At 33.0% G+C, this 25,383-nt stretch carries 28 protein-coding genes; 18 read left to right on the plus strand and 10 right to left on the minus strand.

All coding sequences use genetic code 11. The features are described 5' to 3' along the window. The first annotated feature begins 93 nt into the window (after positions 1-93). The 3 genes from EG242_RS06555 to EG242_RS06560 are packed head-to-tail and all read left to right on the plus strand — an operon-like array spanning position 94 to position 1,413. Positions 94-789 carry an HAD family hydrolase gene (locus EG242_RS06555; protein ID WP_124899103.1) on the plus strand — a complete coding sequence of 232 codons (696 nt, stop codon included), beginning with the start codon at positions 94-96 and terminating at the stop codon, positions 787-789. Next, positions 786-1,025 carry a CatA-like O-acetyltransferase gene (locus EG242_RS15130; RefSeq protein ID WP_262673526.1) on the plus strand — a complete coding sequence of 80 codons (240 nt, stop codon included), beginning with the start codon at positions 786-788 and terminating at the stop codon, positions 1,023-1,025. Before EG242_RS06555 ends, EG242_RS15130 begins: the two co-directional genes overlap by 4 nt. Continuing rightward, on the plus strand, positions 970-1,413 hold the full coding sequence (locus EG242_RS06560; protein WP_262673528.1) for a CatA-like O-acetyltransferase: 444 nt from the start codon (positions 970-972) through the stop codon (positions 1,411-1,413). Before EG242_RS15130 ends, EG242_RS06560 begins: the two co-directional genes overlap by 56 nt. Positions 1,414-1,447: 34 nt before the next feature. Here EG242_RS06560 and EG242_RS06565 read toward each other — a convergent pair whose 3' ends face one another. From EG242_RS06565 to EG242_RS06575, 3 genes are all read right to left on the minus strand, one after another. Next, positions 1,448-1,855, minus strand: coding sequence for a tetratricopeptide repeat protein (locus EG242_RS06565; RefSeq protein WP_124899104.1), 408 nt, complete (start codon positions 1,853-1,855; stop codon positions 1,448-1,450). Beyond that, positions 1,845-2,090 (minus strand): hypothetical protein, encoded by a 246-nt coding sequence (locus EG242_RS06570; protein ID WP_124899105.1) that lies wholly within the window; start codon positions 2,088-2,090, stop codon positions 1,845-1,847. Before EG242_RS06570 ends, EG242_RS06565 begins: the two co-directional genes overlap by 11 nt. 424 nt (positions 2,091-2,514) lie before the next feature. Beyond that, on the minus strand, positions 2,515-2,838 hold the full coding sequence (locus EG242_RS06575) for a single-stranded DNA-binding protein (RefSeq protein ID WP_124899106.1): 324 nt from the start codon (positions 2,836-2,838) through the stop codon (positions 2,515-2,517). Positions 2,839-3,086: 248 nt separating this feature from the next. On the opposite strand from EG242_RS06575, the gene EG242_RS06580 reads away from it, so the two are divergent. The 3 genes from EG242_RS06580 to EG242_RS06590 all read left to right on the plus strand — a co-directional run bounded on the left by EG242_RS06580 (position 3,087) and on the right by EG242_RS06590 (position 5,825). Next, a complete protein-coding gene (locus tag EG242_RS06580; RefSeq protein ID WP_124899107.1) occupies positions 3,087-3,869 on the plus strand; it encodes a hypothetical protein in 783 nt (260 codons plus the stop codon). Between the two features lie 252 nt (positions 3,870-4,121). After that, positions 4,122-5,075, plus strand: a complete 954-nt coding sequence (locus tag EG242_RS06585; protein WP_124899108.1) for a Fic family protein — start codon at positions 4,122-4,124, stop codon at positions 5,073-5,075. Between the two features lie 195 nt (positions 5,076-5,270). After that, positions 5,271-5,825, plus strand: a complete 555-nt coding sequence (locus EG242_RS06590) for a toxin-antitoxin system YwqK family antitoxin (RefSeq protein ID WP_124899109.1) — start codon at positions 5,271-5,273, stop codon at positions 5,823-5,825. A gap of 132 nt (positions 5,826-5,957) precedes the next feature. Here EG242_RS06590 and EG242_RS06595 read toward each other — a convergent pair whose 3' ends face one another. Next, the gene (locus tag EG242_RS06595; protein ID WP_124899110.1) at positions 5,958-7,211 is read right to left on the minus strand and encodes an aspartate kinase; all 1,254 of its coding nucleotides are present in this window, start codon (positions 7,209-7,211) and stop codon (positions 5,958-5,960) included. A 143-nt stretch (positions 7,212-7,354) separates the two neighbouring features. Here EG242_RS06595 and fbp point away from each other — a divergent pair, with 143 nt between their 5' ends. Next, positions 7,355-8,350, plus strand: coding sequence for a class 1 fructose-bisphosphatase (gene fbp / locus EG242_RS06600; protein WP_124899111.1), 996 nt, complete (start codon positions 7,355-7,357; stop codon positions 8,348-8,350). Between the two features lie 73 nt (positions 8,351-8,423). Beyond that, positions 8,424-9,185: an SIMPL domain-containing protein gene (locus tag EG242_RS06605; protein WP_124899112.1), complete on the plus strand. Its 762-nt coding sequence runs from the start codon at positions 8,424-8,426 to the stop codon at positions 9,183-9,185. Positions 9,186-9,208: 23 nt separating this feature from the next. On the opposite strand, the gene EG242_RS06610 is transcribed toward EG242_RS06605, so the two are convergent. Further along, positions 9,209-9,655: a TerB family tellurite resistance protein gene (locus EG242_RS06610; protein ID WP_124899113.1), complete on the minus strand. Its 447-nt coding sequence runs from the start codon at positions 9,653-9,655 to the stop codon at positions 9,209-9,211. Between the two features lie 222 nt (positions 9,656-9,877). On the opposite strand from EG242_RS06610, the gene EG242_RS06615 reads away from it, so the two are divergent. Beyond that, positions 9,878-10,324, plus strand: coding sequence for a deoxycytidylate deaminase (locus EG242_RS06615; protein ID WP_124899114.1), 447 nt, complete (start codon positions 9,878-9,880; stop codon positions 10,322-10,324). Continuing rightward, the gene (locus tag EG242_RS06620) at positions 10,317-11,891 is read left to right on the plus strand and encodes a S41 family peptidase (RefSeq protein WP_124899115.1); all 1,575 of its coding nucleotides are present in this window, start codon (positions 10,317-10,319) and stop codon (positions 11,889-11,891) included. The genes EG242_RS06615 and EG242_RS06620 overlap by 8 nt, the downstream gene beginning before the upstream one ends. 98 nt (positions 11,892-11,989) lie before the next feature. Here EG242_RS06620 and EG242_RS06625 read toward each other — a convergent pair whose 3' ends face one another. From EG242_RS06625 to EG242_RS06645, 5 genes are all read right to left on the minus strand, one after another. Continuing rightward, positions 11,990-12,271, minus strand: a complete 282-nt coding sequence (locus tag EG242_RS06625; protein ID WP_124899116.1) for a F0F1 ATP synthase subunit epsilon — start codon at positions 12,269-12,271, stop codon at positions 11,990-11,992. Between the two features lie 19 nt (positions 12,272-12,290). Beyond that, positions 12,291-13,802, minus strand: coding sequence for a F0F1 ATP synthase subunit beta (gene atpD, locus EG242_RS06630; RefSeq protein ID WP_124899117.1), 1,512 nt, complete (start codon positions 13,800-13,802; stop codon positions 12,291-12,293). Positions 13,803-13,954: 152 nt separating this feature from the next. Beyond that, positions 13,955-15,802 (minus strand): glutamine--fructose-6-phosphate transaminase (isomerizing), encoded by a 1,848-nt coding sequence (gene glmS, locus EG242_RS06635; RefSeq protein ID WP_124899118.1) that lies wholly within the window; start codon positions 15,800-15,802, stop codon positions 13,955-13,957. Between the two features lie 2 nt (positions 15,803-15,804). Then, complete coding sequence (locus EG242_RS06640) at positions 15,805-17,409, minus strand: DUF4270 domain-containing protein (RefSeq protein WP_124899119.1); 1,605 nt, start codon at positions 17,407-17,409, stop codon at positions 15,805-15,807. A 13-nt stretch (positions 17,410-17,422) separates the two neighbouring features. Further along, positions 17,423-18,226, minus strand: coding sequence for a glycogen/starch synthase (locus tag EG242_RS06645; RefSeq protein WP_124899120.1), 804 nt, complete (start codon positions 18,224-18,226; stop codon positions 17,423-17,425). 106 nt (positions 18,227-18,332) lie between these two features. Here EG242_RS06645 and panC point away from each other — a divergent pair, with 106 nt between their 5' ends. From panC to EG242_RS06685, 8 genes are all read left to right on the plus strand, one after another. Then, complete coding sequence (gene panC, locus EG242_RS06650; RefSeq protein WP_124899121.1) at positions 18,333-19,181, plus strand: pantoate--beta-alanine ligase; 849 nt, start codon at positions 18,333-18,335, stop codon at positions 19,179-19,181. A gap of 19 nt (positions 19,182-19,200) precedes the next feature. Beyond that, the gene (gene panD / locus EG242_RS06655) at positions 19,201-19,551 is read left to right on the plus strand and encodes an aspartate 1-decarboxylase (protein WP_124899122.1); all 351 of its coding nucleotides are present in this window, start codon (positions 19,201-19,203) and stop codon (positions 19,549-19,551) included. A gap of 45 nt (positions 19,552-19,596) precedes the next feature. Next, a complete protein-coding gene (locus tag EG242_RS06660) occupies positions 19,597-20,520 on the plus strand; it encodes a lysylphosphatidylglycerol synthase transmembrane domain-containing protein (protein ID WP_235831883.1) in 924 nt (307 codons plus the stop codon). A gap of 74 nt (positions 20,521-20,594) precedes the next feature. Continuing rightward, the gene (locus tag EG242_RS06665; protein ID WP_124899124.1) at positions 20,595-20,813 is read left to right on the plus strand and encodes a hypothetical protein; all 219 of its coding nucleotides are present in this window, start codon (positions 20,595-20,597) and stop codon (positions 20,811-20,813) included. Position 20,814: 1 nt separating this feature from the next. After that, positions 20,815-21,117, plus strand: coding sequence for a type II toxin-antitoxin system RelE/ParE family toxin (locus tag EG242_RS06670; RefSeq protein WP_124899125.1), 303 nt, complete (start codon positions 20,815-20,817; stop codon positions 21,115-21,117). 140 nt (positions 21,118-21,257) lie between these two features. Beyond that, positions 21,258-22,619 (plus strand): DNA repair protein RadA, encoded by a 1,362-nt coding sequence (radA, locus tag EG242_RS06675; protein WP_124899126.1) that lies wholly within the window; start codon positions 21,258-21,260, stop codon positions 22,617-22,619. A 187-nt stretch (positions 22,620-22,806) separates the two neighbouring features. Beyond that, positions 22,807-24,471, plus strand: a complete 1,665-nt coding sequence (locus tag EG242_RS06680) for a DUF4139 domain-containing protein (protein WP_124899127.1) — start codon at positions 22,807-22,809, stop codon at positions 24,469-24,471. 167 nt (positions 24,472-24,638) lie between these two features. Next, positions 24,639-25,046, plus strand: coding sequence for a helix-turn-helix domain-containing protein (locus tag EG242_RS06685; protein WP_124899128.1), 408 nt, complete (start codon positions 24,639-24,641; stop codon positions 25,044-25,046). The last annotated feature ends 337 nt before the right edge of the window (positions 25,047-25,383 follow it).

Below are 25,383 nucleotides of genomic sequence, written 5' to 3' on the forward strand. Positions count from 1 at the left end.
AAATTTAATTATTGGTCGATTTTTTTTAACAAAAAGTCCAATTTTGATCGATTAAAATTTATTAGGTTTTATCTTTGAGAAAACTTTCACCAAATGATTGAAAACATTAGAGTAATTGCTTTTGATGCAGACGATACGTTATTTATTAACGAGCCTTATTTTGACGAAGCCGAAGAAAAATTTTGTGCTTTAATGAGTGATTATTTATCAAAACAAAGTTTAGCACAAGCGTTATTTAAAACCCAGATCAGCAATTTACCTTTATATGGCTACGGAATAAAAGGTTATGTGCTATCGATGGTACAAACCGCTTATGAGGTATCGAACCACACGGTATCGACCAAAGTAATGGAAAAAATTATTGAAATAGGCAAAGAGCTCTTGGCGAAACCAATTGTTTTGTTAGACGGAATTGAAGATACTTTACAGCAATTACACGGAAAATACAAATTGGTAGTAGCAACCAAAGGCGATTTAAAGGATCAGCACCGTAAATTGCATTTATCAGGTTTGGGTGCTTATTTTCATCATATTGAGGTGATGGTTGAAAAAGAGGAATTAGATTACGAAAAGCTCTTAAAGCGTTTGGAAATTGAGCCTGAAAACTTTTTAATGATAGGAAACTCGTTAAAGTCCGATGTTTTACCAGTTTTAAATATTGGCGGAACTGCCGTGCACGTACCTTTTCACACTACTTGGGCACACGAGCGTATTGATCATGAAATTGTCCACAATAATTTTTACAGCGTTGAAAAAACAAGTGAAATTTTGACCTTATTGAATTTATGAAAACCGAAATTAATTTAGATACCTGGAAACGGAAAAGTCATTTTGAATTTTTCTCGGCAATGGACGAACCTTTTTACGGATTAACCGTTGAAATTGATGTAACGCAAGCTTACAAAAAAGCCAAAGAATTAAAAACATCGTTTTTTATCTACTATTTGTACGCTACGTTGAAAACCATAAATGAATTACCCGCTTTTAAATTGCGAATTGATAACGGGAAAGGTTTTTCAGCATGATCGTATCGATGCTTCATCAACGGTTTTAAAGGAAAACGAAACGTTTGGGTTTTCGCACATTATCTTTGATAACGATTTTACTATTTTTGAAGAAGCCGTAAAACAAGAAATTGCACGCGTACGACAAACTGATACTTTACTTACAAAAGATGATTACGACGATAATATCATTCATTTTTCGGCTGTTCCGTGGGTAAATTTCACCTCGTTGACGCATGCTCGTGGATTTAAACATCCCGATAGTTCACCAAAAGTTTCTATTGGTAAAATGATTGATAAAAACGACCGAAAGTATTTTAATGTTGCCTTATTTGCGCATCATGGTTTGGTTGACGGTATTGATATGGGTCGATTTTTTGATTTGTTTCAGGATATTTTGAATGAGTAGATTTTCTGATATAGCAAAGTGAGATTTCGCAAGATTATTTCTCTACGCATTTTTCCTTTATCTCATCATAAGCTCCTTGTGCATTGTTTATATAATATTCATCAAAATTTGAATTTATAATTTTTTCACAAAACTTTAAAGCTTTCTCACAATTGTTTAATTTATAATTTAAAAAAGCTCTTTGTATATAGTATAGAAATTCTTCTTGCTCTGTTTTATACAAATTTTCTGCTTTTTGCATGGTTATACCAGCATCCTCATAGTTCTTCATTCTTTCATAAAGCGTGGCAAGATTAAACCAATTGTTAATAAAATCTGGTTTGAGGTCAAGAGCTTTTTTTAATTTTTGTTCAGACAACTCATATTGTTTTAAATCCATATAAACAATACCCAAACTACCCAATACTAGTTCATTGTTTTTTTCAGACTTTTCAAGCTCCAATAATTTTTTTCAATGATTCATTATAATTTCCTTGAGTATGTAAACTTTCACTTTCTTTAAATTTTTTATAATTATCCTTATTTGTAAAATACTGTTCTGGAGTATCTTGATATATTATATTTTTTTTATCAGTATTTTGTTCCAAATTTATAATTGGCTTTTCTTCTTTTTTCTCACTACACGAAATTGTAACAAAAATTATTAGTAAGGATATAACACTTCTAAATTTTGACATAAAAAATTTTAATTACAAATATATGCTTTTTCGAACTTAAGTAACAGACCAGAATCTCTTTTAATCAATTAAGCCGTAATATTTAGATACCAAATAAATAAAGTTACGTTTAATTTCATGCTGTTAAGAATTTAATTTCTCTGTAAACGCAATAAATATGTTTGTCTGAACCTGCTAACTTTCGTGAATATAAAAAAAACCCGACGCATCGGGATTTAATTTTTAGAAGAAATTGAATATCTGCAACTTTCTACCAAAATAAGTTAGCCTACTATTTTGACAATCATCGCTTCGAGTAGCGTAACGTAGTGAAGCCTTTCAGCAAGCTCAAGACAGGCTATCGAGAAGATTAAAATTAAGTTCTCGCCAAACTCTAACTAACGAGAACTTAATAAACACTATTATTCAAACTTTGTATGATGAACTAAAAGAACAACACTTCGTTAATAACAATTTCGGTAATGCTACGCTTTACACCTTCTTTGTCTTCGTAGGTGCGGTACGTTAATTTACCTTCAACGGCAATTTCTTTACCTTTTTCTACATATTTCTGAATCAGTTCTGCGGTTTTACCCCACGCAACTATATTGTGCCATTGGGTGGTTTCAATTTTTTCTTTTTTATCGTTGTAATAAAAATCGCTGGTTGCTAACGATAAAGATACTTTTGTACCGTTGTCAAAAGTTTTTGTTTCTGGATTGTTCCCTACTCTCCCGATTAGGCGAACATTGTTTCTTAATGTACTCATGGCGTTTAAATTTTAAATGATTAAATAATTATCTGGTACAAAGTTGCAATAGCTTCCAAATTTTATTCGGTTGTTAATCATTTATAGTCGATTATAAACGTTTGTTGTCGGGTACATAAGTGTTAGTTAACTGTTTTACCACATAGTTCTTTACATTTTTAACATATATGAAACTTTAGTATATATTTGTAGTGTAAATGGTGCGAAAAACCCTATCGGATTTATTAAACTGACTACTAAAATTTTAAATGATAGACTTTTTAAAATTATTATCTAATCGTGAGATATCAATTTTAATTTGGTTAGCTCTGACTTTTATGTTTTTGATTACCAAGTCAAAAGCCAGTTTCGGAAAATTTTTATTGGTATTAAAGGCATTATTCTCTAAAAAAGTAATTCCCTTTTACATAGGTATTGGAATTTATTTAGCTTTAATAGTTTTCTCATTTAATAAGTTGGGAATTTGGGAATTTTCACTTTACAAAGACTTCATTTATTGGTTATTGACAACAGGAATGGTAATGTTTTATAGTGTTTCCGACTTAAAGTCGTATAAAGATTTTACAAAAATAATCTTAACTGCTACTTCATTAACCATAATACTTGAATTCATAGTTGGATTTTATAATTTTTCACTTATTTGGGAATTGATATTAATTCCAACACTCACGTTCATTTCCCTTTTGACTTTTGCAGCGGAAAGGGAAAAAGAGGACAGCAATTCACAATTAGTTGCGATTTTTTTCAAAAATATTTTATCCATTTTAGGATTTGGATTTTTGTTTTATGGAATTTATCAACTGATTATCAATTACAATACTTTTTTCACATTAGGTAATCTCAAGTCTTTTTTGCTTCCTCCGTTATTTACGATTCTGTTTTTGCCGTTTATTTATTATGTTGTGCTTTTTATAAAATATGAGCATGTACTTGGGAATTTAAGACGTTACAAATTCATACCTGATAAAAGAAAAAAACAAATAAAGTTTGCAATCTTTAAGATATGCAAATATCAATCTTTACAGAATTGAAAGTGCAAACAAAATAGTTCTCTTCAATAAAAGAGAATTACAGAATGAAATAGATATAAAATCATATTTGAGAAAAAACATTTGATAGAAAATAAAACCAAAAGGAAGTCAAATGACTTCCTTTATTTTTCTTTAATAACCTTGATAATTCTCTTAAAGAAATTGTCTTACTTTTAATTCTATCACCAACTAAATGAATTAATCATTTTTAATTTCTAAATTTGTGATAGTATCAAATGATAGTATCAATAAATGAAACCTCCGTACGAAATATCTTCAGAAATATTAAAATATATCTCCTCCATTTCAGAGAAAATCGGAGAAGTAAATGCAAAATATCTAATTAAAACCAATCCTACTTTACGAAAGCAGAATCAAATTAAAACAATTCATTCTTCACTTAGCATAGAGGGTAACACATTAACCGAAGAGCAAATTACAGCGATAATAGAAAACAAAAGAGTTGTTGGTCCTGAAAAAGACATTCTTGAAGTGCTTAATGCTTTAGAGGTTTATAAAAATATAAAGCAACTAAAACCAGAAAGTGAAAAAGATTTTTTAAAAGCGCATAAACTATTATTGCAAAAATTAATATATGAATCTGGAAAATATAGAAAACAAGGTGTTGGCATTGTAAAAGGTTCTAAAGTGGAACATATTGTACCTTCATTTGAAAACGTACCTTACTTAATGAAAGATTTGTTTGAGTATTTAAAAGACAAATCGGAATTAACGCTCATAAAAAGTTGTGTTTTTCACTACGAAATGGAATTTATTCATCCTTTTTTAGATGGAAATGGAAGAATGGGAAGATTGTGGCAAACTCTAATTTTAATGCAAGAGTACCCCATTTTTGAATTTCTGCCATTTGAAACTTTAATCTCAAAAAATCAAAATGAATATTACAACGCTTTGTCTATTTCTGATAAAGAAGGGAAATCTACTAAATTCATTGAGTATATGTTGATGATTATTGATTGTTCATTATCTGATTTACTTGAAAATTCTGCTAAAAAATTGAGAGATGAAGATAGAATACAGTTATTTTTAGAAAACAACGAAAAGGATTTTAGCCGTAAAGATTATTTGAATTATTTTAAAAACATTTCTTCTGCTACTGCAAGTCGTGATTTAAAAAATGCTGTTGATAATGGAATAATCCTAAAAAACGGAGATAAAAAAACAACAACTTACAAGAAAAATTAATACTACGTAACATTGGTGCTTATTGCGAAACTCTAATTTGTTAAAAAACTAAACATTCTGAATTATAAAATTTGCGTAGCTTAAAAACCTTTTTTTATTATATTAGCAAATAGAAATTGGCTTTTACTTAGCTTATACTTTTTATCTCTCGCTTGTAGTGTGCAAAGCTGCTGATCCGCCGGCAAAATACTGTAAATGAACAAAATATTATATCTTTTAATTATCTTTTTTGCAATTTCGTGTTCATCTAATCAAATAATTATTAATGAGGAAGGAAAAGTAGGTAAGGGACATTTGAAAAATAATTTGAAATCTGGAAAATGGATATTTTCTAAAGATGATAAAATAAATTCTAGTGGAAATTATTCTAAAAATAAAAAAAACGGAAATTGGAAATATTATTATCCTAATGGTAAATTACACCAAAAAGGAAAATATATAGATGATAAGCAAAACGGGATTTGGAAATACTATTTTGATAGTGGTGAATTAATGGGAAGTGGTGAGCTTTTAGAAAATAAACAAATCGGTTTATGGAAATGGCTTCATAAAAATGGTAGGTTATATACTGAACGTATCTATAATGACGGAAAATTAATAGAAATCAAATCTTGTTTTGATAAGAATGGTAAAATACTAGACTGCGGAAAAATTATAAATGGAAATGGAAAAATGTTATTTCACCATATCGAAAATGAAACAGAAGTAATCGAAGAGTTTGAATTTGAAAAAGGAATAATCAAAAACTAATGATAACAAACTGCCACACACCTCCAATTTCCAGAGCATAAACATACAATATTTCTATTAAACGGTTTATAACACAAAACCCTTTCGCAATAATGTGAAAGGGTTTGTTGGTGTTTTATGGTTCTTTAAAACTTATTCTTTAGTTACAATTTGAATGGTTTCACGGTTAATCTGCTGTAACAAAACGGTTTTACCTACAATTACTTTTTGTGCGTCGTTGCTGGTAAAATGACGAATAGTGTACAGTGAAACATTTTCGTTATAAGTTATATTAAAGTTTTTTGCAAGATCTTCGAAAATATGATTGAAATTACCAAACTTATCTTCCACGCAAACCGTAAAACTAATCGCAGAGTTTTGAATAACATTCACTTTTATGTGATATTCTGCAAACAATTTAAAAATATCGCTAACCTGATGTTCCATTACAAACGAAAAATCTTTAGATGAAATAGAAATAAGTAATTGGTTTTTCTTAACGATGAAACAGGCAGTTTGCGGTTCTAATCCGGCACCTTTTGATACTAATGTTCCTGGTAGTGTTGGGTTTACAAACGATTTTACATACAACGGAATTTCTTTGCGTTGTAAAGGCTGTAAGGTTTTTGGGTGAATGACCGATGCGCCGTAGAAAGCCAATTCTATAGCTTCGTGATACGATATTTTATTCAACAGAACGGCGTCTTCAAAATAACGAGGATCGGCGTTTAAAACACCTGGAACATCTTTCCAAATGGTAACACTTTCGGCATTTAAACAATACGCAAAAATGGCTGCCGAATAATCAGATCCTTCTCTGCCTAAAGTAACCGAAAAATTATTGTTATCAGACCCTATAAAACCTTGAGTAATATACAGTTTTTTGTCATGAAGCTGATTGGTAATGTTTTCTTCGGTCGCTTTCCAATCTACAATTGCATCACGATAAGTAGTGTTGGTTTTAATTAAATTTCTGGCATCAATCCAAGTGTTTTCTATGTGTTGATCGTTTAAAAAGTGACTCAAAATAGTAGTTGCAAAAATTTCTCCGTAAGATACAATCTGATCATAAACAAAATTATAATTCGGCGATTTATTGTTCGATAGAAATAATTCCATTTCGGCAAACAAAATAGAAATTCTGTCAAAAACCACATGATTTTTATCTGTAAATATATCTGAAACAATATCTAAATGATAGTTTTTTACGCTATTGATAGTGTTGTTAAGCTCTTCGGTTTTTTTAAAATACGCATTTACCACATCTTCTAAAGCGTTGGTGGTTTTGCCCATAGCCGATGCTATAATTAAACTGTTGCTAAAACCTACGGTTTTTAAAACGTGTAAAACATTACGAATTGCTTGCGGATCTTTAATTGACGCCCCTCCAAATTTAAAAACCTTCATATTGTTAACTTAAAAAGTTGTTTGTGTAAAGCAAAAGTAGCGAACCATTTTCTTAACACCATATCTATTTTTAAAAATATGAAAAGAAATAGCTTTGTAAACACATTTTACCGATATTTGTACCACTTTTTACAACACAACTTATGGAAGAAAGATTTATTACTTTAGGTGAATTTATAATTAAAAAACAAGAAGATTTTCCGTATTCTTCGGGTGAATTATCGCGTTTAATGAACTCAATACGTTTGGCTTCAAAAATTGTAGCTCAAAAAGTAAATCAGGCAGGTTTGGTTGATATCAATGGGGCTTTTGGTAGTGAAAATATTCAAGGTGAACAACAACAGAAATTAGATGTTTTTGCGAACGATGTTTTTATTCAAACATTAATTAACCGTGAGATTGTTTGTGGAATTGCATCAGAAGAAAACGACGATTTTATTACTATTTGCGGTGCAGACGGTAACAATAATAACAAATATGTGTTGTTAATGGATCCTTTAGACGGATCATCGAATATAGACGTGAATGTTTCGGTTGGAACCATTTTTTCTGTTTACCGTAGAATTTCAGATAGCGGAACACCGGTAACTCAAGCAGATTTTCTTCAAAAAGGAATTAATCAAGTAGCGGCAGGTTACGTTATTTACGGATCAAGCACCATGTTGGTTTATACAACAGGTAATGGTGTAAACGGTTTTACGTTAGATCCATCATTAGGAACCTTCTTTTTATCGCATCCTGATATGAAGATCAGTGAAGACGGAGCAATATTTTCTGTAAACGAAGGGAATTTCAATCAGTTTGAACAAGGTGTAAAAGATTATGTTGCTTTTTGTAAAGACGATACTTCTAAAAAGCCTTACAGTTCACGTTACATTGGTAGTTTGGTTGCCGATGTGCACAGAAATATTTTAAAAGGCGGTATTTATATGTATCCAGGAACTACTTCTAAACCAAACGGAAAATTACGTTTGTTATATGAATGTAATCCGTTAGCAATGATTATTGAACAAGCCGGCGGAAAAGCAACTAGTGGAACGCAACGTATTTTGGAAATTGAACCTACAGAACTGCACCAACGTGTGCCTATTTTTTGCGGAAGTAAAAATATGGTAGATAAATTAGAAAGTTATTTGTAAACATATTTAAATAGTCTGAAGAAATTCAGGCTATTTTTTTTGTAAATTAGCAAGAAGACAAATCAAAAAAAATATGGAAAATAGAAGCGAATCAAGATCAATCGTTCTAAGCATCTCAATAATAGTAGGGCTTTTTTTACTGGGTTTTTTCATCTTTAAAGGACTTAAAACATTTAGCGATAGAGACCGTGTGGTTGCTGTAAAGGGGCTTGCTGAAATGGAAATGAAAGCTACATCGGCTTGGGTTACATTAAGCTTTTCTTTTTCGGGCGATGATTTAAAAGCTGTAATAAGTCAAACAGAAGTTAAAAGAAACAATGTTGTTGCGTATTTAGAAAGTGTTGGCTATGCTAAAAACGATATAAGGCTAAGTAACTTAGGTGTTACTGATCGTCAAACATATTATTTAACCGAATGGAGAGGCGGAAAAGAGGTACAGGTGAAAGTAGATAGATACGCTGCCGCGCAAAGCATTTCTATAAAATCTGATAAAGTTGAAGAATTGGAAAGTAAAACATCAAAAATTGAATTAGATCTAATAAGTAAAGATTTAACTTCGAACGTAAATATAGCTTACACTTTTCCGGAATTAAACACTATAAAACCTAAGCTAATTGCCGAAAGTACAAAGAATGCCCGTATTGCGGGTGAGCAATTTGCAAATGATTCACAAGCACAGTTAGGTAAGATAAAAACAGCCTCACAAGGTCAAATTTCTATTGTAGGAAATTACAGTTATTATGAAGGTGAAGGCACAGAGCCGTCTGAAAGTCCAAAACAACCTTATCTACAAAAAGCTAGAGTAGTTAGTACTATTGTATTTTTCTTAGAATGAAAGGTTGTAAAAAAGCGAGTTTTTTAACTCGCTTTTTTTTTGTTTTTTATGTAAACATCCATTTCTTGTTTAAAGTTATCTAAATCATATTCCATAACCAACAAGCTTAATGCTTTATCGGTTATAGCTGGAATATCGCCCACGAAACCTAAAGCCGATGTAAATTTACGCAAGGTAGCCTTTTGTTCTGGTCCTAAAATATGGTTGATAAAAACCATTCGCGCCAAATCGAACAAACGCTCAATACGATGTTCTTGTAAATAGGGCGGGTTTACTGGGTAGCCATTTGGATTTTTTAAAATGGCTTTGTAATCTTCGTCGCTTATATCTAATTTGTTTGCCAAGGCATCAATAAAGGCGCGTTCGGTTTTGGTGTACTCTCCATCGTTATATGCCACTCTTACAATAGATGCAAAATGCCCCTTGTTACGTTCCTTAAAACCACTATCATATATATCTTGATACAACATAATTTCGATTTTTACTGTTAATACTTAAAATTAACAAAAAAAATAATAAAGCACATTTTTTTAATGAAAAATATAACTTAATTAGCAATTTTTAAAATCAAAATTTTTTTTGGTTTTTTTGGAATATTTATATCTATTTTAAATAATTTGAAATGGAATTTTATGTAATTTTGCACTACCAAATTTTTGTTAAAAAAATTTAATTTCTCGTTTTTACAATTTATGACAAACCATGAAAAGTTGAATAAGTACGACAAAGCCTATCTTAAGATTGCGAAAGAGTGGGGGCAGTTGTCTTATTGTCAGCGAAAAAAAGTTGGTGCTATTATCGTTAAAGATAAAATGATTATTTCCGATGGATACAACGGAACACCTTCTGGTTTCGAAAACTGCTGTGAAGATGACGAAGGTAAAACAAAATGGTATGTGCTTCATGCCGAAGCAAATGCTATATTAAAAGTTGCAAAATCCACACAATCCTGTGATAATGCAACATTATACATTACAATGAGTCCGTGCAAAGATTGTAGTAAATTAATTCACCAATCTGGAATTGTTCGCGTTGTGTATCAAAATAGTTATAAAGATTTAGCTGGTATTGATTTTTTAAAGAGAGCTGGAGTAGAAGTGGTTCAGATAGAGGATATAAGCTCTTTGTTGTATGAATAAGAAAAATTATTTGTGGCCTTTAATTACAATGGGCTCTTTAGCGGCAGGTATTGTTTTAGGTGGATTTTTCACCAAGAACGGCGCACCTTTTTCTGTTAAAGAAGACAAAGGTCGTGTGAAATTGAATAAACTTATTGATTTAATTGAACAAGAATACGTAGACAACGTGAATACCGATTCAATTATTGATATGACGGTTAATAATATTTTGGCACAGCTTGATCCACATTCTATTTATATTTCAAAGTCTGAGTTTGATGAGGTTCAAAACGTAATGAAAGGTTCTTTTGTAGGAATTGGTATTAATTATTATGTTTTAAACGATACGTTGGCGGTTGTAAAACCATTGCCTGGCGGTCCGTCTGATAGAGCTGGTTTAAAAGCCGGTGACCGTATTTTGTATGCAGAAAAGGTGCAACTATTTAATCAAGGTTTATCAAACGATTCTATCATTAATCTGTTAAAAGGAAATGCCGGTTCTAAAGCCTTGCTAAAAGTTTACAGAAAATCTGCCAATAAGTTTTTCGATGTTGAAATTACTCGTGGTGAAGTACCTTTAAAAAGTGTTGATGTTGCCATAAAAGTAAACGAGAAAACCGGATATATTAAAATTAACCGATTTGCCGAAACTACTTATACCGAATTTAAAGCCGGATTAGAATCGTTACTAAAACAAGGCATTGAGGAACTTGTTTTGGATCTTCGTGAAAACGGAGGCGGTTATATGGAGCCTGCGATACAAATTGCCGATGACTTTTTAAAAGGAAACGAAGTAATTGTAAAAACGGTTAATAAAAAAGGAAACGTAAAAATTACAAAAGCATCAAGCAAAGGTTTGTTTACCGATAAAAAGCTGTTCGTTCTAATCAATGAAAATTCAGCATCGGCAAGTGAAATTATTGCGGGTGCTATTCAGGATAATGATCGCGGAACTATTGTTGGAAGAAGATCTTACGGAAAAGGATTGGTACAAAGAGAAATGTATCTGGGCGACGGATCTGCCGTTCGTTTAACCACAGCGCGTTATTATACGCCATCGGGTAGATCTATCCAAAAACCATATAATGATGGATTAGACGAGTACAACAGCGATTTAAGTAATCGTTTTAAGTCGGGCGAACTATATTCTAAAGACAGTATACATTTAGCTGATAGTTTAAAGTTTAAAACTACAAAAGGGCGCGTTGTTTTTGGCGGTGGCGGAATTGTACCTGATGTATTTATTCCTTTAAAAAACAAACACGGGGAAGATGCTATACAGCTTTTAATGAAAACTTCATTGGTTAGTTATTATGTTTTTCAAGAAATTGAAAAAGAACGCTCTTTATTAGAGGGATTAACGCCAGCGCAAGTTGCAGACAAAATTTATAAAGATCCTAAGTACTTTAACGAATTAAAGGCGTATTTAAAATTTAGTGGTTTAACGTTTAATTTAGATCGCCATAAAACAAATATCATGTTTTATTTAGTTGCAGAATATACGCACCAATTATACGATGATAACGCCTACTACAATTGGATTTTACAACAAGATATTATGTTACAAAAAATTAGCACCTTAAAATAAGGTGCTTTTTTATGCTTCTTTCTTAACACAAGAACCTTGTCAAAGTTAGTAGAAAGCTCTTAAAGCAAAAAACCAACTCAATTGAGTTGGATTTCTATTTAATTTGCTAAGATATTTATCTTGTTATCTTTTAATTCAAGTGTTCCCGATTTAATTGGCAAGTAATAAGTATTGTTGTCAATTTTTTCAAATCGGTTTTCAAATTGTGGTTCTAACTGTAAGTTGGTACCTGCAATTTTAATTCTTCCTTCTGTTAATAAAGAAACAATTGGTGCGTGGTTACTTAACATTTGAAACTCACCATTGATTCCAGGAACAGACACTGCGGTAACTTGACCTTTAAATAGTGTAGCCTCTGGTGAAACAATTTCTAAAATCATAATAAATTGTTTTTAGTGATTATGCTTCCGCTAACATTTTTTCTCCAGCTTCAATTGCATCTTCAATTGAACCTTTTAAGTTGAACGCTGCTTCTGGTAAATGATCTAATTCACCATCAATAATCATGTTAAATCCTTTAATTGTTTCTTTAATATCAACCAATACTCCAGGAATACCTGTAAACTGTTCAGCTACGTGGAAAGGTTGTGATAAGAAACGTTGTACACGACGTGCGCGGTGAACGGCTAATTTATCAGCTTCTGATAACTCTTCCATACCTAAAATCGCAATAATGTCTTGCAACTCTTTATATTTTTGTAAGATCTCTTTTACGCGTTGTGCACAAGCATAGTGCTCTTTACCTAAGATTTCTGGAGTTAAGATACGTGAAGTAGAATCTAATGGATCTACCGCAGGATAAATACCTAACTCTGAAATTTTACGAGATAATACCGTAGTAGCATCTAAGTGAGCAAATGTTGTTGCTGGAGCAGGGTCAGTTAAATCATCCGCAGGAACGTAAACCGCCTGTACCGATGTAATAGATCCTGTTTTTGTTGATGTAATACGCTCTTGCATTGCACCCATTTCTGTTGCTAAAGTTGGTTGGTAACCTACTGCAGAAGGCATACGACCTAATAATGCAGATACTTCAGAACCAGCTTGTGTAAAACGGAAGATGTTGTCAACGAAGAACAATACGTCTTTACCTTGACCATCACCAGCTCCGTCACGGAAATATTCAGCAATTGTTAAACCAGATAAAGCAACACGTGCACGTGCTCCAGGTGGTTCGTTCATTTGTCCGAATACGAAAGTTGCTTTAGAATCCATCATTCCGGCTTTATCAACTTTAGTTAAATCCCATCCTCCATTTTCCATAGAATGCATGAAATCGTCACCATATTTAATAATACCAGACTCTAACATCTCACGTAATAAATCGTTTCCTTCACGAGTACGTTCACCAACACCAGCAAATACAGATAAACCTCCGTGACCTTTTGCGATATTGTTAATTAACTCTTGAATTAATACGGTTTTACCTACACCGGCACCACCAAATAAACCAATTTTACCACCTTTTGCATAAGGTTCGATCAAATCGATTACTTTGATACCTGTAAATAAAACTTCTGATGATGTTGATAAATCTTCGAATTTTGGAGCAGGACGGTGAATTGGTAAACCATTTTCACCTGTTTTTGGTAACGCTTCTAATCCGTCGATAGGATCACCTACCACGTTGAACAAACGTCCAAAAACTTCTTTACCAATTGGCATTTGAATAGGCGAACCTAAAGAAACAACCGCTGTTCCACGGCTTAAACCATCGGTAGAATCCATAGAGATTGTACGTACGGTATCTTCACCAACGTGTGATTGAACTTCTAAAACTAATTTTGATCCATCGGCTTTAGTAACTTCTAATGAATCGTAAATTTTCGGTAATGCAGCAGATGTAGTATCAAAAACTACGTCAACTACTGGTCCGATAATTTGTGCAACTTTTCCTGTAACTTTAGACATTGCTTATGTATTTATTTAACAGCTAATTATCAATTGTGAAAAAACGACTTTTTTCGATGTGCAAAGATAGTTTTTTTTTGTAATAATAAATAGCCCTAATTAATATTTTCTATAAAAAATGACGAACTCTGTTTGTGCTCGTCATTTTTAAATTATTCTACGGTAACCGATTTGGCTAAATTCCTTGGTTGATCTACGTTAGTGCCGCGTAAAACAGCTACATGGTATGATAACAACTGTAATGGAATGGTAGCAATGATAGATGTTAACGCTTCGGTTGAATTTGGCATTTCAATAATATGATCGGCAAGATTTTTAACTTGTTCGTCACCTTTTGATACCAATGCAATGATTTTTCCACTTCGTGCTTTAATCTCTTGAATGTTACTAACAACCTTATCGTAATGATTTTGCTGTGGTGCAATTACAATAACCGGCATGTTTTCGTCGATCAAAGCAATTGGTCCGTGTTTCATTTCGGCAGCCGGATATCCTTCTGCGTGTATGTACGAAATTTCTTTCAGTTTCAAAGCGCCTTCCAAAGCAACAGGGAAATTAAATCCACGACCTAAAAACAAACAGTTAGGCGCATCTTTATAAATTTTAGCAATCTCTAAAATCTTATCGTTTTCTAATAATGCCTCTTGAACTTTTTCAGGAATTAGTTCTAATTCAATTAAATTTCTTAAATAATCAGACTGCGACATGGTTCCTTTTGCTTTAGCCAAACGCAATGCGATTAATGCCAAAACCGTAATTTGTGTTGTGAATGCTTTTGTTGATGCTACACCAATTTCTGGACCTGCATGTGTATAAGCACCTGCATGTGTTTCACGAGAAATAGAAGATCCAACTACGTTACATACACCAAAAACAAAGGCTCCTTTTTCTTTAGCTAATTTAATAGCTGCTAAAGTATCAGCCGTTTCACCAGATTGCGAAATGGCAATAACCACGTCGTCTGCGTTAATGATTGGGTTTCTGTAACGGAATTCTGATGCGTATTCTACTTCCACAGGAATGCGTGCAAATTCTTCAATCATGTATTCTGCTACTAAACCTGCATGCCATGAGGTACCGCAAGCTGCAATAATAATGCGTTTTGCGTTGATAAATTTGTTTAAATTATCTTCAATTCCTGCCATTTTTATCAAACCTTGGTCGCTTAATAAACGTCCGCGGAAGGTATCACGAATAACTTGTGGTTGTTCGTAAATTTCTTTTAACATGAAATGATCGTAACCGCCTTTTTCAATTTGCTCCAAATTTAACTGTAACTCTTGAATGTACGGACTTACTTCACTGTCTGATTTTATCTTACGGATTTTAATTGGTTTGTGTAAACGGATAATCGCCATTTCTTCATCTTCCAAATAAATCGCATTGTTTGTGTATTCGATAAACGGAGAAGCATCTGAAGCTACAAAAAACTCACCTTCACCAATACCAATTGCCAACGGACTACCTAAACGTGCCGCAACAATTTCGTTTGGTTTTTTAATATCCATCACACAGATTGCGTATGCACCTACCACTTGGTTTAATGCAACCTGAACTGCTTTGCCAAGTTTTAAACCTTTGTTTTTTTGAATGTCTTCTATAAGGTTTACTAATACTTCTGTATCAGTATCAGACTTAAAAGTATAACCACGATTGATTAATTCTTGTTTTAAAGGTTCGTAGTTTTCAATAATTCCGTTGTGGATAATCACTAATTCACCAGAATTTGAAAAATGTGGGTGTGAGTTTACATCGTTTGGAACTCCGTGTGTAGCCCAACGTGTATGACCAATTCCCATTGATCCTTTAAAAGTATTTTCTTCTTCGGCTCTTTTTTCCAAATCGGAAACTTTGCCTTTTGTTTTGCTGGATATGAATTTTTCACCGTCGTATAATGCAACTCCGGCACTGTCATATCCTCTATATTCTAAACGCTTTAATCCTTTAATAATGATAGGATAAGCTTCTCTTGGTCCAATATAACCTACAATTCCACACATAATTAGTTTTCTTTGGTGTAATAAATTTCTAGTTTCATTCTAACAGCAGTGTTTGATGCGTTTGGAGCGTAAATAACGGTTCCAAACGGGTTCATTGTGGCTGTTAAAGGTATTTTTTTAGTTGATCCTTTTAACGGATTCATTAATGGGTTGGTAATATCATTTGCAACAACCAATGCTAAAGGTACGTTTGTAGAATCTTTTTGTATAAGGTTGTTAATATGCTCTGTTACCCTAAATTGGTATTTATAAGCAGATTTGTTAGATTTGTTTAAACTACCACCATAAATTGGTTTACCCGTTGTTGATGTATCAGCTAAATAATCTGCAATAACTTTGTTGTTTTTATAATCGTACAAATATAGTTGTCTTGGTGTAGAAATAGTATCTAAACCCGTTGCAGTATGATCTACATAAAGCGTTAATAATGCTTGGTTAACCAGCCATTTGTTTTTTATTAAGGTATCTAACTCATCTGCTTTACCGTTGTTATCACTATCGTTTCCAAAAAGTGAAATAGTTGCAAAGCTGCTTTTTCCGCCACCTTTAAGCCAAATGTTACCAGAAGAATTGTTGTCTAAATCAAAATTATTCTCTAATAAATTAACGGTTGTGGAAGTATTTGCTGTAGAAGCACCATCTAAATAGCCTATGTTAAATTCGTAGGTTTTACGCTCGCGTTTTGGTTGATTGGTTTGGCTGTCTACAGCACCGTCTACTTTATAAACAAACACCACTTTTCCCTTGCTTAAGTCTAGTTGCGCTAAGGCGTTTTGGTTGTTGGTATCAACAGCTTCAAAATACAAACCACGAAAATACTCTTTTAAAAGTCCGTTGTTTATTAAAGATTTGTGCTTGTTGCCTTCAAAAAACTTTGTTTGAAAGTAATTTTTATCTAAATCTAACCAAATTCCCGGAGTTAAACGCTCTTTAACTTTTGGTTTGCCATTTTCTTCCTGCACAGTGCCATCTGCTTTATAAGCAAAAAGTTTAATTTCATTTTTATTGAAAGTAAATTCGGTATTTTGTGCGGTATTGGTAGAATTATTTAATCTATCCGTGCCGTTTACACCTTTTTTATGTTGATCAAAGATCGGTTTTTCATCGGCATAATAAAACTGTGTATCAAAATCATTGGTTGGATCGGTAGCGCGTAAATAGTATCCGTTTTCGTACACATTTAGCATAAACTTACCATTGCCGTATAGGTTTGATACGTTGAAAGAACGATTCCCTTCTGAATCTGTAGAAGACACACTGCTTGTAAAAGGAATGTATACGTACACCGAGTCTAATACTGGATTGTCTCCAATTAGACTTAAATCGGTATTGTTTTTCATTTCAATTTGGGTAACAAAGTGTGCTGCGGTTTTACCAAATGCACTATGTGTATAAACCCCTAAGTTATTTACGGGTAAATTACGAGTATTGGCAATACCAGCTTCGCTGTTTGTTGTAACAATGTTTTGAACCAAATATTTATCAAATCCAAACTGGTCGTTATCAATAACTTCAGATCCCATTTCGGTAAATTCTTGTTCACAAGAAATGGCAGTTATCGATAAAACAGAAAATAATATGAATTTAACAATCGACTTTTTTTTCATAGATGCTTTTAAATTAAACCTTATGCAGATAGAATTCAGGATAAAAATCCTTCATTTTTTCTTTCGCGTCGAAAGGTAAAAAAGGTTTGTTTGAATTTTGTATATAATTTGTTAAATCTTCTGAGATCTCTTTTGAAGATATTACAATACCGTCTGAATGGTTAATGGCATTCTTCATGATATTAATAAACGTAGCTTCTTTTAAAGAAGTAATGTCTTCTTCGTTAAATTCATCAAAAGCTACTTTTTCAAACATATTTTCTGATAATTTACCATCAAAACCAGCTTCGAAAATAGACGTAATTATCTTAGTGTCGGCAAATATACTTTCGTTGTTGTAATACTTTTTCATGTAAAGTGGCAATAACGAAGCCATCCAACCTTGAACGTGTATTACATCGGGTACCCAATTTAATTTTTTAATTGTTTCAACTACGCCTTTAACAAAAAAAATAGCGCGCTCGTCGTTGTCATGGTACAGCGTATCGGCTTCATCGCCAAAAGTACCTTTGCGTTTAAAATAATCGTCGTTATCAATAAAATAAACTTGGATTCTTTCTTTTGGTATAGAAGCAACTTTAATAATTAAAGGCATATCCATGTCATTGATAACCAAATTCATACCCGATAGTCTTATAACTTCATGTAATTGATGTCTTCTTTCATTGATGCTACCGTATCGTGGCATAAAAATACGGATCTGCCCACCTAAATCATTAATCATTTTTGGAGTGTCAAATGAAGCTTGTGAAACTTCATTTTCAGGTAAATAAGGCACTACTTCAGATGATACATACAATATCCTCTTATCTTTCATTCTTCTTTAATTAAATTAAAAATGCTATTATTATGCAAAATTACGAAAAAATGTGTTACCTTGTTAAGTAATGTGCTAATTTTGCATCCACTTAAAAAATTAGAACATGAAACTATTTCATGCACAAAGCCCGCTAAAACTGCATTTACAGCCGTTAAAACAGGCGAAGCAAACTATAGGATTTGTGCCTACAATGGGAGCAATTCATAAGGGACATCTTTCATTATTGGAGCAAGCATTACAAGAAAATGATATTGTGGTAGCAAGTATTTTTGTTAATCCAACACAATTTAATAATAGTGAAGACTTAGAAAAATATCCACGTACTTTAGATAAAGATATAGCGTTGATACAATCACTTTCTGACAAAATTATTGTTTACGCGCCTACTGTTGACGATATTTATGAAGGAAAAACCGTTGCGCAAAGTTTTGATTATGATGGATTGGATAACGAAATGGAAGGCAGTAACCGTCCGGGTCATTTTAACGGAGTTGGAACTATTGTTGAAAAACTATTCGAAATTACACAGCCAACAAAAGCTTATTTTGGTGAAAAAGATTTTCAGCAGTTGCAGATAATTCGTAAAATGGTTGCCAAAAACAATATGAATATTGATGTAATTGGCTGTCCAATTTTTCGCGAAGCAAACGGTTTGGCAATGAGCTCACGTAACGAACGTTTGTCTGTACAAGCAAAAGATAAAGCTGCTTTAATCTACAAAACGCTTAAAACCGCAAAAACTATTTTTAATGAAAAGGATGTTAAAGATTCAGAAAATTTTGTTGTTAATGCCTTTGAAAGCGATCCCGATTTTACATTAGAATATTTCATAATTGCAGATGAAGCTACACTAAAAACGGCAATTGCAAAAGAACCTAATAAAAAATACCGTGCATTTATTGTAGTACATATAGAAGATGTACGATTAATTGATAACATTGAATTAAATTAAAAATTTATAACTTTGCACCATGCAAATAGAAGTTTTAAAATCTAAAATCCACCGCGTTAAAGTAACAGGTGCCGATTTAAATTATATTGGCAGTATAACTATAGATATTGCTTTAATGGAAGCCTCGAACATTATAGAAGGCGAAAAGGTTTCAATCGTAAACATCAACAATGGCGAACGTTTTGAAACTTACGCAATTCCGGGTCCAAGAAACAGTGGCGAAATTACCTTGAATGGTCCGGCGGCGCGTCGTGTTCAGAAAGATGATATCATCATCGTAATCACGTACGCTTTAATGGATTTTGAAGAAGCTAAAACATTTTCACCTTGGATTATTTTTCCTAATGAAGAAAATAATTCGCTAACTTAATAGTTGAAGGTTTTAAAAAAAATACTGAATATTTCACTCCCACTTTTGTTGGGAGTTTTTTTGGTTTATTACGCTTACAACCAATTTACACCCGAACAGATTACCGAAATGAAAAGTTATTTTGCAACAGCAAACTACGGATACATTGGTTTATCGTTGCTTTTTATGAATGTAAGTCACGCATCGCGCGCCTATCGTTGGAAATACAGTTTGCAGTATTTAGGCTATCAGTCTAATTTTTGGAATAATTTTATGGCGATTTCTGTCGGATATTTATTGAACTTAACAATACCAAGATCGGGCGAATTGTCGCGTGCAGCCGTTCTTCAGAAATACGATAAAATTCCGTTCGATAAAGGTTTCGGAACCATTATTGCCGAACGTATTATCGATTTAATTTTTCTTTTACTATTTGTAGCAACAGCATTATTATTGCACTACAAACAGTTAATGGGCTTTATTACACAGCATATTCCGGTTAAACAGTTGGTTGTAATTGGTGGTGTTTTTGTAATATCGGCGATTGTAGGTTTGTATTTACTTTATACATCAAACTGGAAAATTTTCGTTTTTATTCGTAAAAAAATAACTGGGTTGGTAGAAGGTATGTTGAGCATTTTTAAAATGCCGCATCGTATTCCGTTTCTTATCCACACTTTTGTTATTTGGTTTGGTTTTGTGCTTACTTTTTATTTTGGAACCAAAGCGTTACCCGAAACCAGCGAAATATCGTTAGGAATCATCATGGTTGCTTTTGTAGTTGGTAGTTTGGCAATAAGCTTTACAAACGGCGGTTTTGGTGCTTTTCCGTTATTAATAGCTAAAATATTAGCGCTTTACGGCGTAGCATTAACAGCAGGTACTGCTTTTGGCTGGTTGTTATGGACAACACAAACGGTTGCTACCGTAATTTTAGGCGGATTGTCGTTTTTATTATTGCCTGTTGTTAATAAAGAAAAGTTATCGTAAAGAACTAAAAATCAATTAAAATTAAATTGATCTTTTAAAATTTTTTGTAATTTTGAAAGGAAAGATGTTACAAAATGGATATTCAAGCAACAAAATTAGCCTTACTTAAAATTATTTTGGAAAACGATAATTCGGAGTTTCTTCAAAAACTTTCGGATTTTATCAAAAGAGAAAAAAGCGATTTTTGGGATGATTTAACCGAGGCAGATCAGCAAGAAATTAAAAAAGGAATAAAAGAGTTAAACGAAGGAAAGAAAGTTTCGTTCGATTCTTTTTTGAAGAAAATTTCTTAAAATGAACGTTTTTTTATCAAAATCTGCCGAAGAAAAACTTTTAAAACTTACCGAATATCTGCTTGAAAACTGGGGTGTAAAAGCAAAGAAAGATTTTATTGATAAACTGACAGAAAAAATAAATCAAATTGTACTTCAACCTCAAAGCTGTGTGCAATCTTCCGCTTTTAAAAATCTTTATAAATGTGTAGTAACCAAACAAACTACTTTTTATTACAGAATAGCAACAAGCCCAAAATCAATTGAAATAATTACCATTTTTGATACCCGACAAAGTCCCAATAAATTATCAAAAGAGCTTTGATTTATTCCAATCGCTCATTCATGACATTTCCTGTCGTTAATAAAACCAAATAATTTGTAAATTCGTTTTTTAAATAGTTTTTAGTTGTTTGCTTTAAGTTTGTGCTTATTGCTTACGGCATAAAACTTAAAGCTAAAAAAATGGCAAAAGTAAAAACAGCATTTTTCTGCTCGTCTTGTGGTACCCAATATGCTAAATGGATGGGACAATGCGGGGCTTGTAAACAGTGGAATACCATTGTTGAAGAAGTAATTCAGAAAGAAGAAAAAGTAGCGTGGCAAACCAAATCTTCAGCAGGAATTAAACGCACGGCAAAACCTTTGTTGATTACTGAAATTGACAGCACGCAGGAAGTTCGTTTAAATACGTTGGATCAGGAATTAAACCGAGTTTTAGGCGGTGGTATTGTTCCCGGATCTATGATTCTTTTAGGCGGCGAGCCCGGAATAGGGAAAAGTACGCTGTTGTTGCAATTATCTTTAAAATTACCTTATAAAGTGCTGTATGTTTCGGGCGAAGAAAGTCAGAAACAGATAAAAATGCGTGCCGAACGCATCAATCCAAACAACAATTCGTGCTATATTCTAACTGAAACAAACACACAAAACATCTTTAAACAGGTAGAAGAAATCGAACCCGATGTATTGATTATCGATTCGATACAAACCTTACATACCGATTATATCGAAGCATCGGCAGGAAGTATTTCTCAAATAAAAGAAACCACTGCCGAACTGATAAAATTTGCAAAAGAAACATCAACGCCCGTTATTTTAATCGGTCATATTACAAAAGACGGAAACATTGCCGGACCAAAAATTTTAGAGCACATGGTTGATACTGTGCTTCAGTTTGAAGGTGATCGAAATCATGTGTACCGCATTCTTCGTGCCTTGAAAAATCGTTTTGGATCTACAGCCGAATTAGGAATTTACGAAATGTTAGGATCAGGTTTGCGCGAAGTTTCTAATCCGTCGGAAATATTATTATCGAACCGCGAGGAAGAATTATCGGGCACTGCTATTGCATCAACTTTAGAAGCTATGCGTCCGTTAATGATCGAAGTGCAGGCGTTGGTGAGTACAGCAGTTTACGGCACACCGCAACGCAGCGCTACAGGTTACAACTTAAAACGCTTAAACATGATTTTGGCGGTGTTGGAAAAACGAGCCGGTTTTCGTTTAGGCATGAAAGACGTATTTTTAAACATAACAGGCGGAATTTCGGTTGATGATCCTGCGATTGATTTGGCGGTTGTGGCATCGATACTTTCATCAAACGAAGACGATCCTATTTCTAAAGATTTTTGTTTTGCAGGCGAAGTGGGTTTATCGGGTGAAATACGCCCTGTAAATCGAGTAGATCAACGCATACAAGAAGCCGAAAAATTAGGTTTTTCAAAAATATACATATCAAAATACAATAAAATCACCTATCAATCTAAAAATATAGAAGTGGTTTTAGTATCGAAAATTGAAGATTTGGTAAGTGGGTTGTTTTAGATATAAACCGTATTTTTTTATTTTGAAGGAACGAAATGTCTTTAAAAAAACTTTTTTTTAAAATATTTACTACCTTATCCCAACCTTTTGTGTGTTTTGATACTCTTTATATTAAAGATACATTCTATAAGGATGAATTTATCATTTATTACACAAAAAAGTTATTCATTAACTAAAACATTTTTACATGAAAAATATTTTGTTTCCTGCTGCTATCGTTTTCAGTATAACGGCAAATGCACAAAAACCGGTTTTTACGCAAGCACAAATTCAATCGGCACGAGTTTATAATAATGCAGCCGAGTTAAAACACAAAGCTTCAACCCAAATTTCTTCAGGTACTTCTGAAATTGTTATTACCAATGTTGCCAATTACCTTAACGAAAATACGGTACAAATTGGCGTGCCAAAGCATGTTACGGTTATGTCGGTTCAGTTTACCAATGCGTATGTAGAAGAGTACGACAACAATCAGGATTCGCCTTTGGTAAAACCAGTTAAAGAAGAAATCAAAAAGAAAGAAACCGAGTTAAAAACGCTGCAAAACCAGTTGACGGCAGAGCGTAAAAGTGTAGAGCTTTTAGATAAAAATCAATCTATGAGCAATGCACAGAATTTTTCGGTAGCCGAATTAACCAAGCTTTTGGAATTTTATAAAACCAAACGATCAGAATTGTCCAATTCTATCAATAAATTAGAACTTCAAGAAACCGTTTTAAAAGAAGAATTAACTGCTTTAAAAGGAAAGTTGACCTTTAACGAAACCACTTCCGAAAAAACAAGTCAAGGAAAATTGATTGTAAACGTAATGAGCAATCAGGCGGGCAACATTCCTTTAGAAATATCGTATTTAACCAATCAGGCAACCTGGCAACCGAGTTATGAAATGCGTATTGATAAAATCAACGAACCAATAAATATGTTGTACAAAGCGCAGGTGCAACAAAACACAGGTATCGATTGGAAAAATGTAAAATTATCGTTAACAAGTGGTCCGGCAAATCAAAATACCTTTGCGCCTCAACTGCAACCTTGGTTTGTTGATTACCCAATTGTTTCAAATAGAGGTTATGATAACGGAACTCTCAGGTCACTTGGGCAACAAACAGGTGGTTCACAAAAATCATCTAAAGGTACACTTCAAAGAGATTTTAATGATAGCTCTAATGCCGGAAGAGCTGATTATGAAGTAGCTGAAGTTTTAGCTCCTTCAACAATTAATGATTTCACTCAAATCAATGAAAGCCAGTTAAACATTACGTTTGATATTGATATTCCGTACACTATTTTAAGCAATGGTAAACAACACAGTGTCGCCTTGAAAGATACACAACTGCCGGCAACTTACAGTTATATCACTACTCCAAAATTAGATACCAACGCCTATTTAATTGCCAAAGTTAAAGATTATGGTGACTATAATATTTTACCTGGCGAAGCTAATGTTGTTTTTGAAGGAATGTATGTAGGTAAAACCTATGTAAATGCCAATGCCAACGAAGACGAACTGCGCTTAAGTTTAGGAAAAGATCAAAACATATCGGTAACAAGAACGTTGATTAACGATAAATCGGGAACCAAAACCTTATCGTCTCGTAAAGTACAGGATTTTGTTTATGAAATATCGATCCGAAATAACAAAAAAGAAAACATAAGCATTATTGTTGAAGATCAAATTCCAATAAGCAGTAATACCGACATCGAAATTACTTTGTCAGATAAAGGTGGTTCCACAACAGATGTGGAAAAAGGCAAACTTACTTGGGAGGTTAATTTAAAACCAAACGAAACAAAGAAAATACGTTTTGGTTATCAGGTAAAATCGGCGAAGGATAAGAGTTTGAGTTTTTAATAGCTTTCCAATGATTACAGACATTCTTTCGTCATTGGAAGAAATGGTCTTTTACCATAACAGTGGTTTACGGGAATAATTTTTTTAATGTTTGACTGCAATTACATAAGTTGGTTGCAAGAACATAACAAATTTTACCTATATTTGAATAACCAACAATACTGATTATGGAGACTACTGTGAAAAAACATATTGGACGCAACATCAGCCGCATACGCGAAATGAAAGAAATGAAACAGGAAACACTTGCAGAACTGCTAGGCATCAGCCAGCAGAAGATGTCGGTGATAGAGAATACAGAAGAATTGGAAGATGCGAAGCTAAACGAAATTGCCAACGCATTAGAAGTACCTGCAAACGCAATTAAAGAATATTCGGACGAAAGAATGATTAATATAATTTCACATAATACTTTTCAAGATGAGTCTTCCGCAGTGAAGAATTTGTACAATCCAACCTTCAATCCTTTAGACAAACTAGTAGAAGCGTACGATGAAAACAAGAAATTGTACGAGCGCCTTTTACAGGCAGAAAAAGAGAAAACTACCTACTTGGAGCAACTATTAAAAAAGTAAGTTTCACGCATAAAATATACCATTATACAGAATGTGGAAAATTCGGCTATTTTAAAGAAAGATAGTCGAATTTTCTATTTATATATATTTTCACCGAAAATGTGTTTCATGCACTAAGGTAGCCTTTGCTATGCTTTATCTACGGAGCATCCTACCCTTTGCTATTTTAGAATATTTTTCGGTGACCCGTCCTAAAATAACTATACATATTTTAATTAAATCCTGTTATAGTTATACACCAATTGATCGTAATCCTAAACTTACTATACAAGTATGGATATACTAACTTAGCTTCTAGTTAAAGTTAAGCATAAAATCTTATTTTTGACGTATGAAA

Source organism: Paenimyroides viscosum (assembly GCF_003858535.1).
GTDB classification, from domain to species: domain Bacteria; phylum Bacteroidota; class Bacteroidia; order Flavobacteriales; family Flavobacteriaceae; genus Flavobacterium; species Flavobacterium viscosum.

What these genes read in the sequence shown, in the direction of transcription:
- EG242_RS06555 (WP_124899103.1), top strand. Translation starts at nt 94, where the DNA reads ATGATTGAAAACATTAGAGTAATTGCTTTTGATGCAGACGATACGTTA.
- EG242_RS15130 (WP_262673526.1), top strand. Translation starts at nt 786, where the DNA reads ATGAAAACCGAAATTAATTTAGATACCTGGAAACGGAAAAGTCATTTT.
- EG242_RS06560 (WP_262673528.1), top strand. Translation starts at nt 970, where the DNA reads ATGAATTACCCGCTTTTAAATTGCGAATTGATAACGGGAAAGGTTTTT.
- EG242_RS06570 (WP_124899105.1), bottom strand. Translation starts at nt 2,090, where the DNA reads ATGTCAAAATTTAGAAGTGTTATATCCTTACTAATAATTTTTGTTACA.
- EG242_RS06575 (WP_124899106.1), bottom strand. Translation starts at nt 2,838, where the DNA reads ATGAGTACATTAAGAAACAATGTTCGCCTAATCGGGAGAGTAGGGAAC.
- EG242_RS06580 (WP_124899107.1), top strand. Translation starts at nt 3,087, where the DNA reads ATGATAGACTTTTTAAAATTATTATCTAATCGTGAGATATCAATTTTA.
- EG242_RS06585 (WP_124899108.1), top strand. Translation starts at nt 4,122, where the DNA reads ATGAAACCTCCGTACGAAATATCTTCAGAAATATTAAAATATATCTCC.
- EG242_RS06590 (WP_124899109.1), top strand. Translation starts at nt 5,271, where the DNA reads ATGAACAAAATATTATATCTTTTAATTATCTTTTTTGCAATTTCGTGT.
- EG242_RS06595 (WP_124899110.1), bottom strand. Translation starts at nt 7,211, where the DNA reads ATGAAGGTTTTTAAATTTGGAGGGGCGTCAATTAAAGATCCGCAAGCA.
- fbp (WP_124899111.1), top strand. Translation starts at nt 7,355, where the DNA reads ATGGAAGAAAGATTTATTACTTTAGGTGAATTTATAATTAAAAAACAA.
- EG242_RS06605 (WP_124899112.1), top strand. Translation starts at nt 8,424, where the DNA reads ATGGAAAATAGAAGCGAATCAAGATCAATCGTTCTAAGCATCTCAATA.
- EG242_RS06610 (WP_124899113.1), bottom strand. Translation starts at nt 9,655, where the DNA reads ATGTTGTATCAAGATATATATGATAGTGGTTTTAAGGAACGTAACAAG.
- EG242_RS06615 (WP_124899114.1), top strand. Translation starts at nt 9,878, where the DNA reads ATGACAAACCATGAAAAGTTGAATAAGTACGACAAAGCCTATCTTAAG.
- EG242_RS06620 (WP_124899115.1), top strand. Translation starts at nt 10,317, where the DNA reads ATGAATAAGAAAAATTATTTGTGGCCTTTAATTACAATGGGCTCTTTA.
- EG242_RS06625 (WP_124899116.1), bottom strand. Translation starts at nt 12,271, where the DNA reads ATGATTTTAGAAATTGTTTCACCAGAGGCTACACTATTTAAAGGTCAA.
- atpD (WP_124899117.1), bottom strand. Translation starts at nt 13,802, where the DNA reads ATGTCTAAAGTTACAGGAAAAGTTGCACAAATTATCGGACCAGTAGTT.
- glmS (WP_124899118.1), bottom strand. Translation starts at nt 15,802, where the DNA reads ATGTGTGGAATTGTAGGTTATATTGGACCAAGAGAAGCTTATCCTATC.
- EG242_RS06640 (WP_124899119.1), bottom strand. Translation starts at nt 17,409, where the DNA reads ATGAAAAAAAAGTCGATTGTTAAATTCATATTATTTTCTGTTTTATCG.
- EG242_RS06645 (WP_124899120.1), bottom strand. Translation starts at nt 18,226, where the DNA reads ATGAAAGATAAGAGGATATTGTATGTATCATCTGAAGTAGTGCCTTAT.
- panC (WP_124899121.1), top strand. Translation starts at nt 18,333, where the DNA reads ATGAAACTATTTCATGCACAAAGCCCGCTAAAACTGCATTTACAGCCG.
- panD (WP_124899122.1), top strand. Translation starts at nt 19,201, where the DNA reads ATGCAAATAGAAGTTTTAAAATCTAAAATCCACCGCGTTAAAGTAACA.
- EG242_RS06665 (WP_124899124.1), top strand. Translation starts at nt 20,595, where the DNA reads ATGGATATTCAAGCAACAAAATTAGCCTTACTTAAAATTATTTTGGAA.
- EG242_RS06670 (WP_124899125.1), top strand. Translation starts at nt 20,815, where the DNA reads ATGAACGTTTTTTTATCAAAATCTGCCGAAGAAAAACTTTTAAAACTT.
- radA (WP_124899126.1), top strand. Translation starts at nt 21,258, where the DNA reads ATGGCAAAAGTAAAAACAGCATTTTTCTGCTCGTCTTGTGGTACCCAA.
- EG242_RS06680 (WP_124899127.1), top strand. Translation starts at nt 22,807, where the DNA reads ATGAAAAATATTTTGTTTCCTGCTGCTATCGTTTTCAGTATAACGGCA.
- EG242_RS06685 (WP_124899128.1), top strand. Translation starts at nt 24,639, where the DNA reads ATGGAGACTACTGTGAAAAAACATATTGGACGCAACATCAGCCGCATA.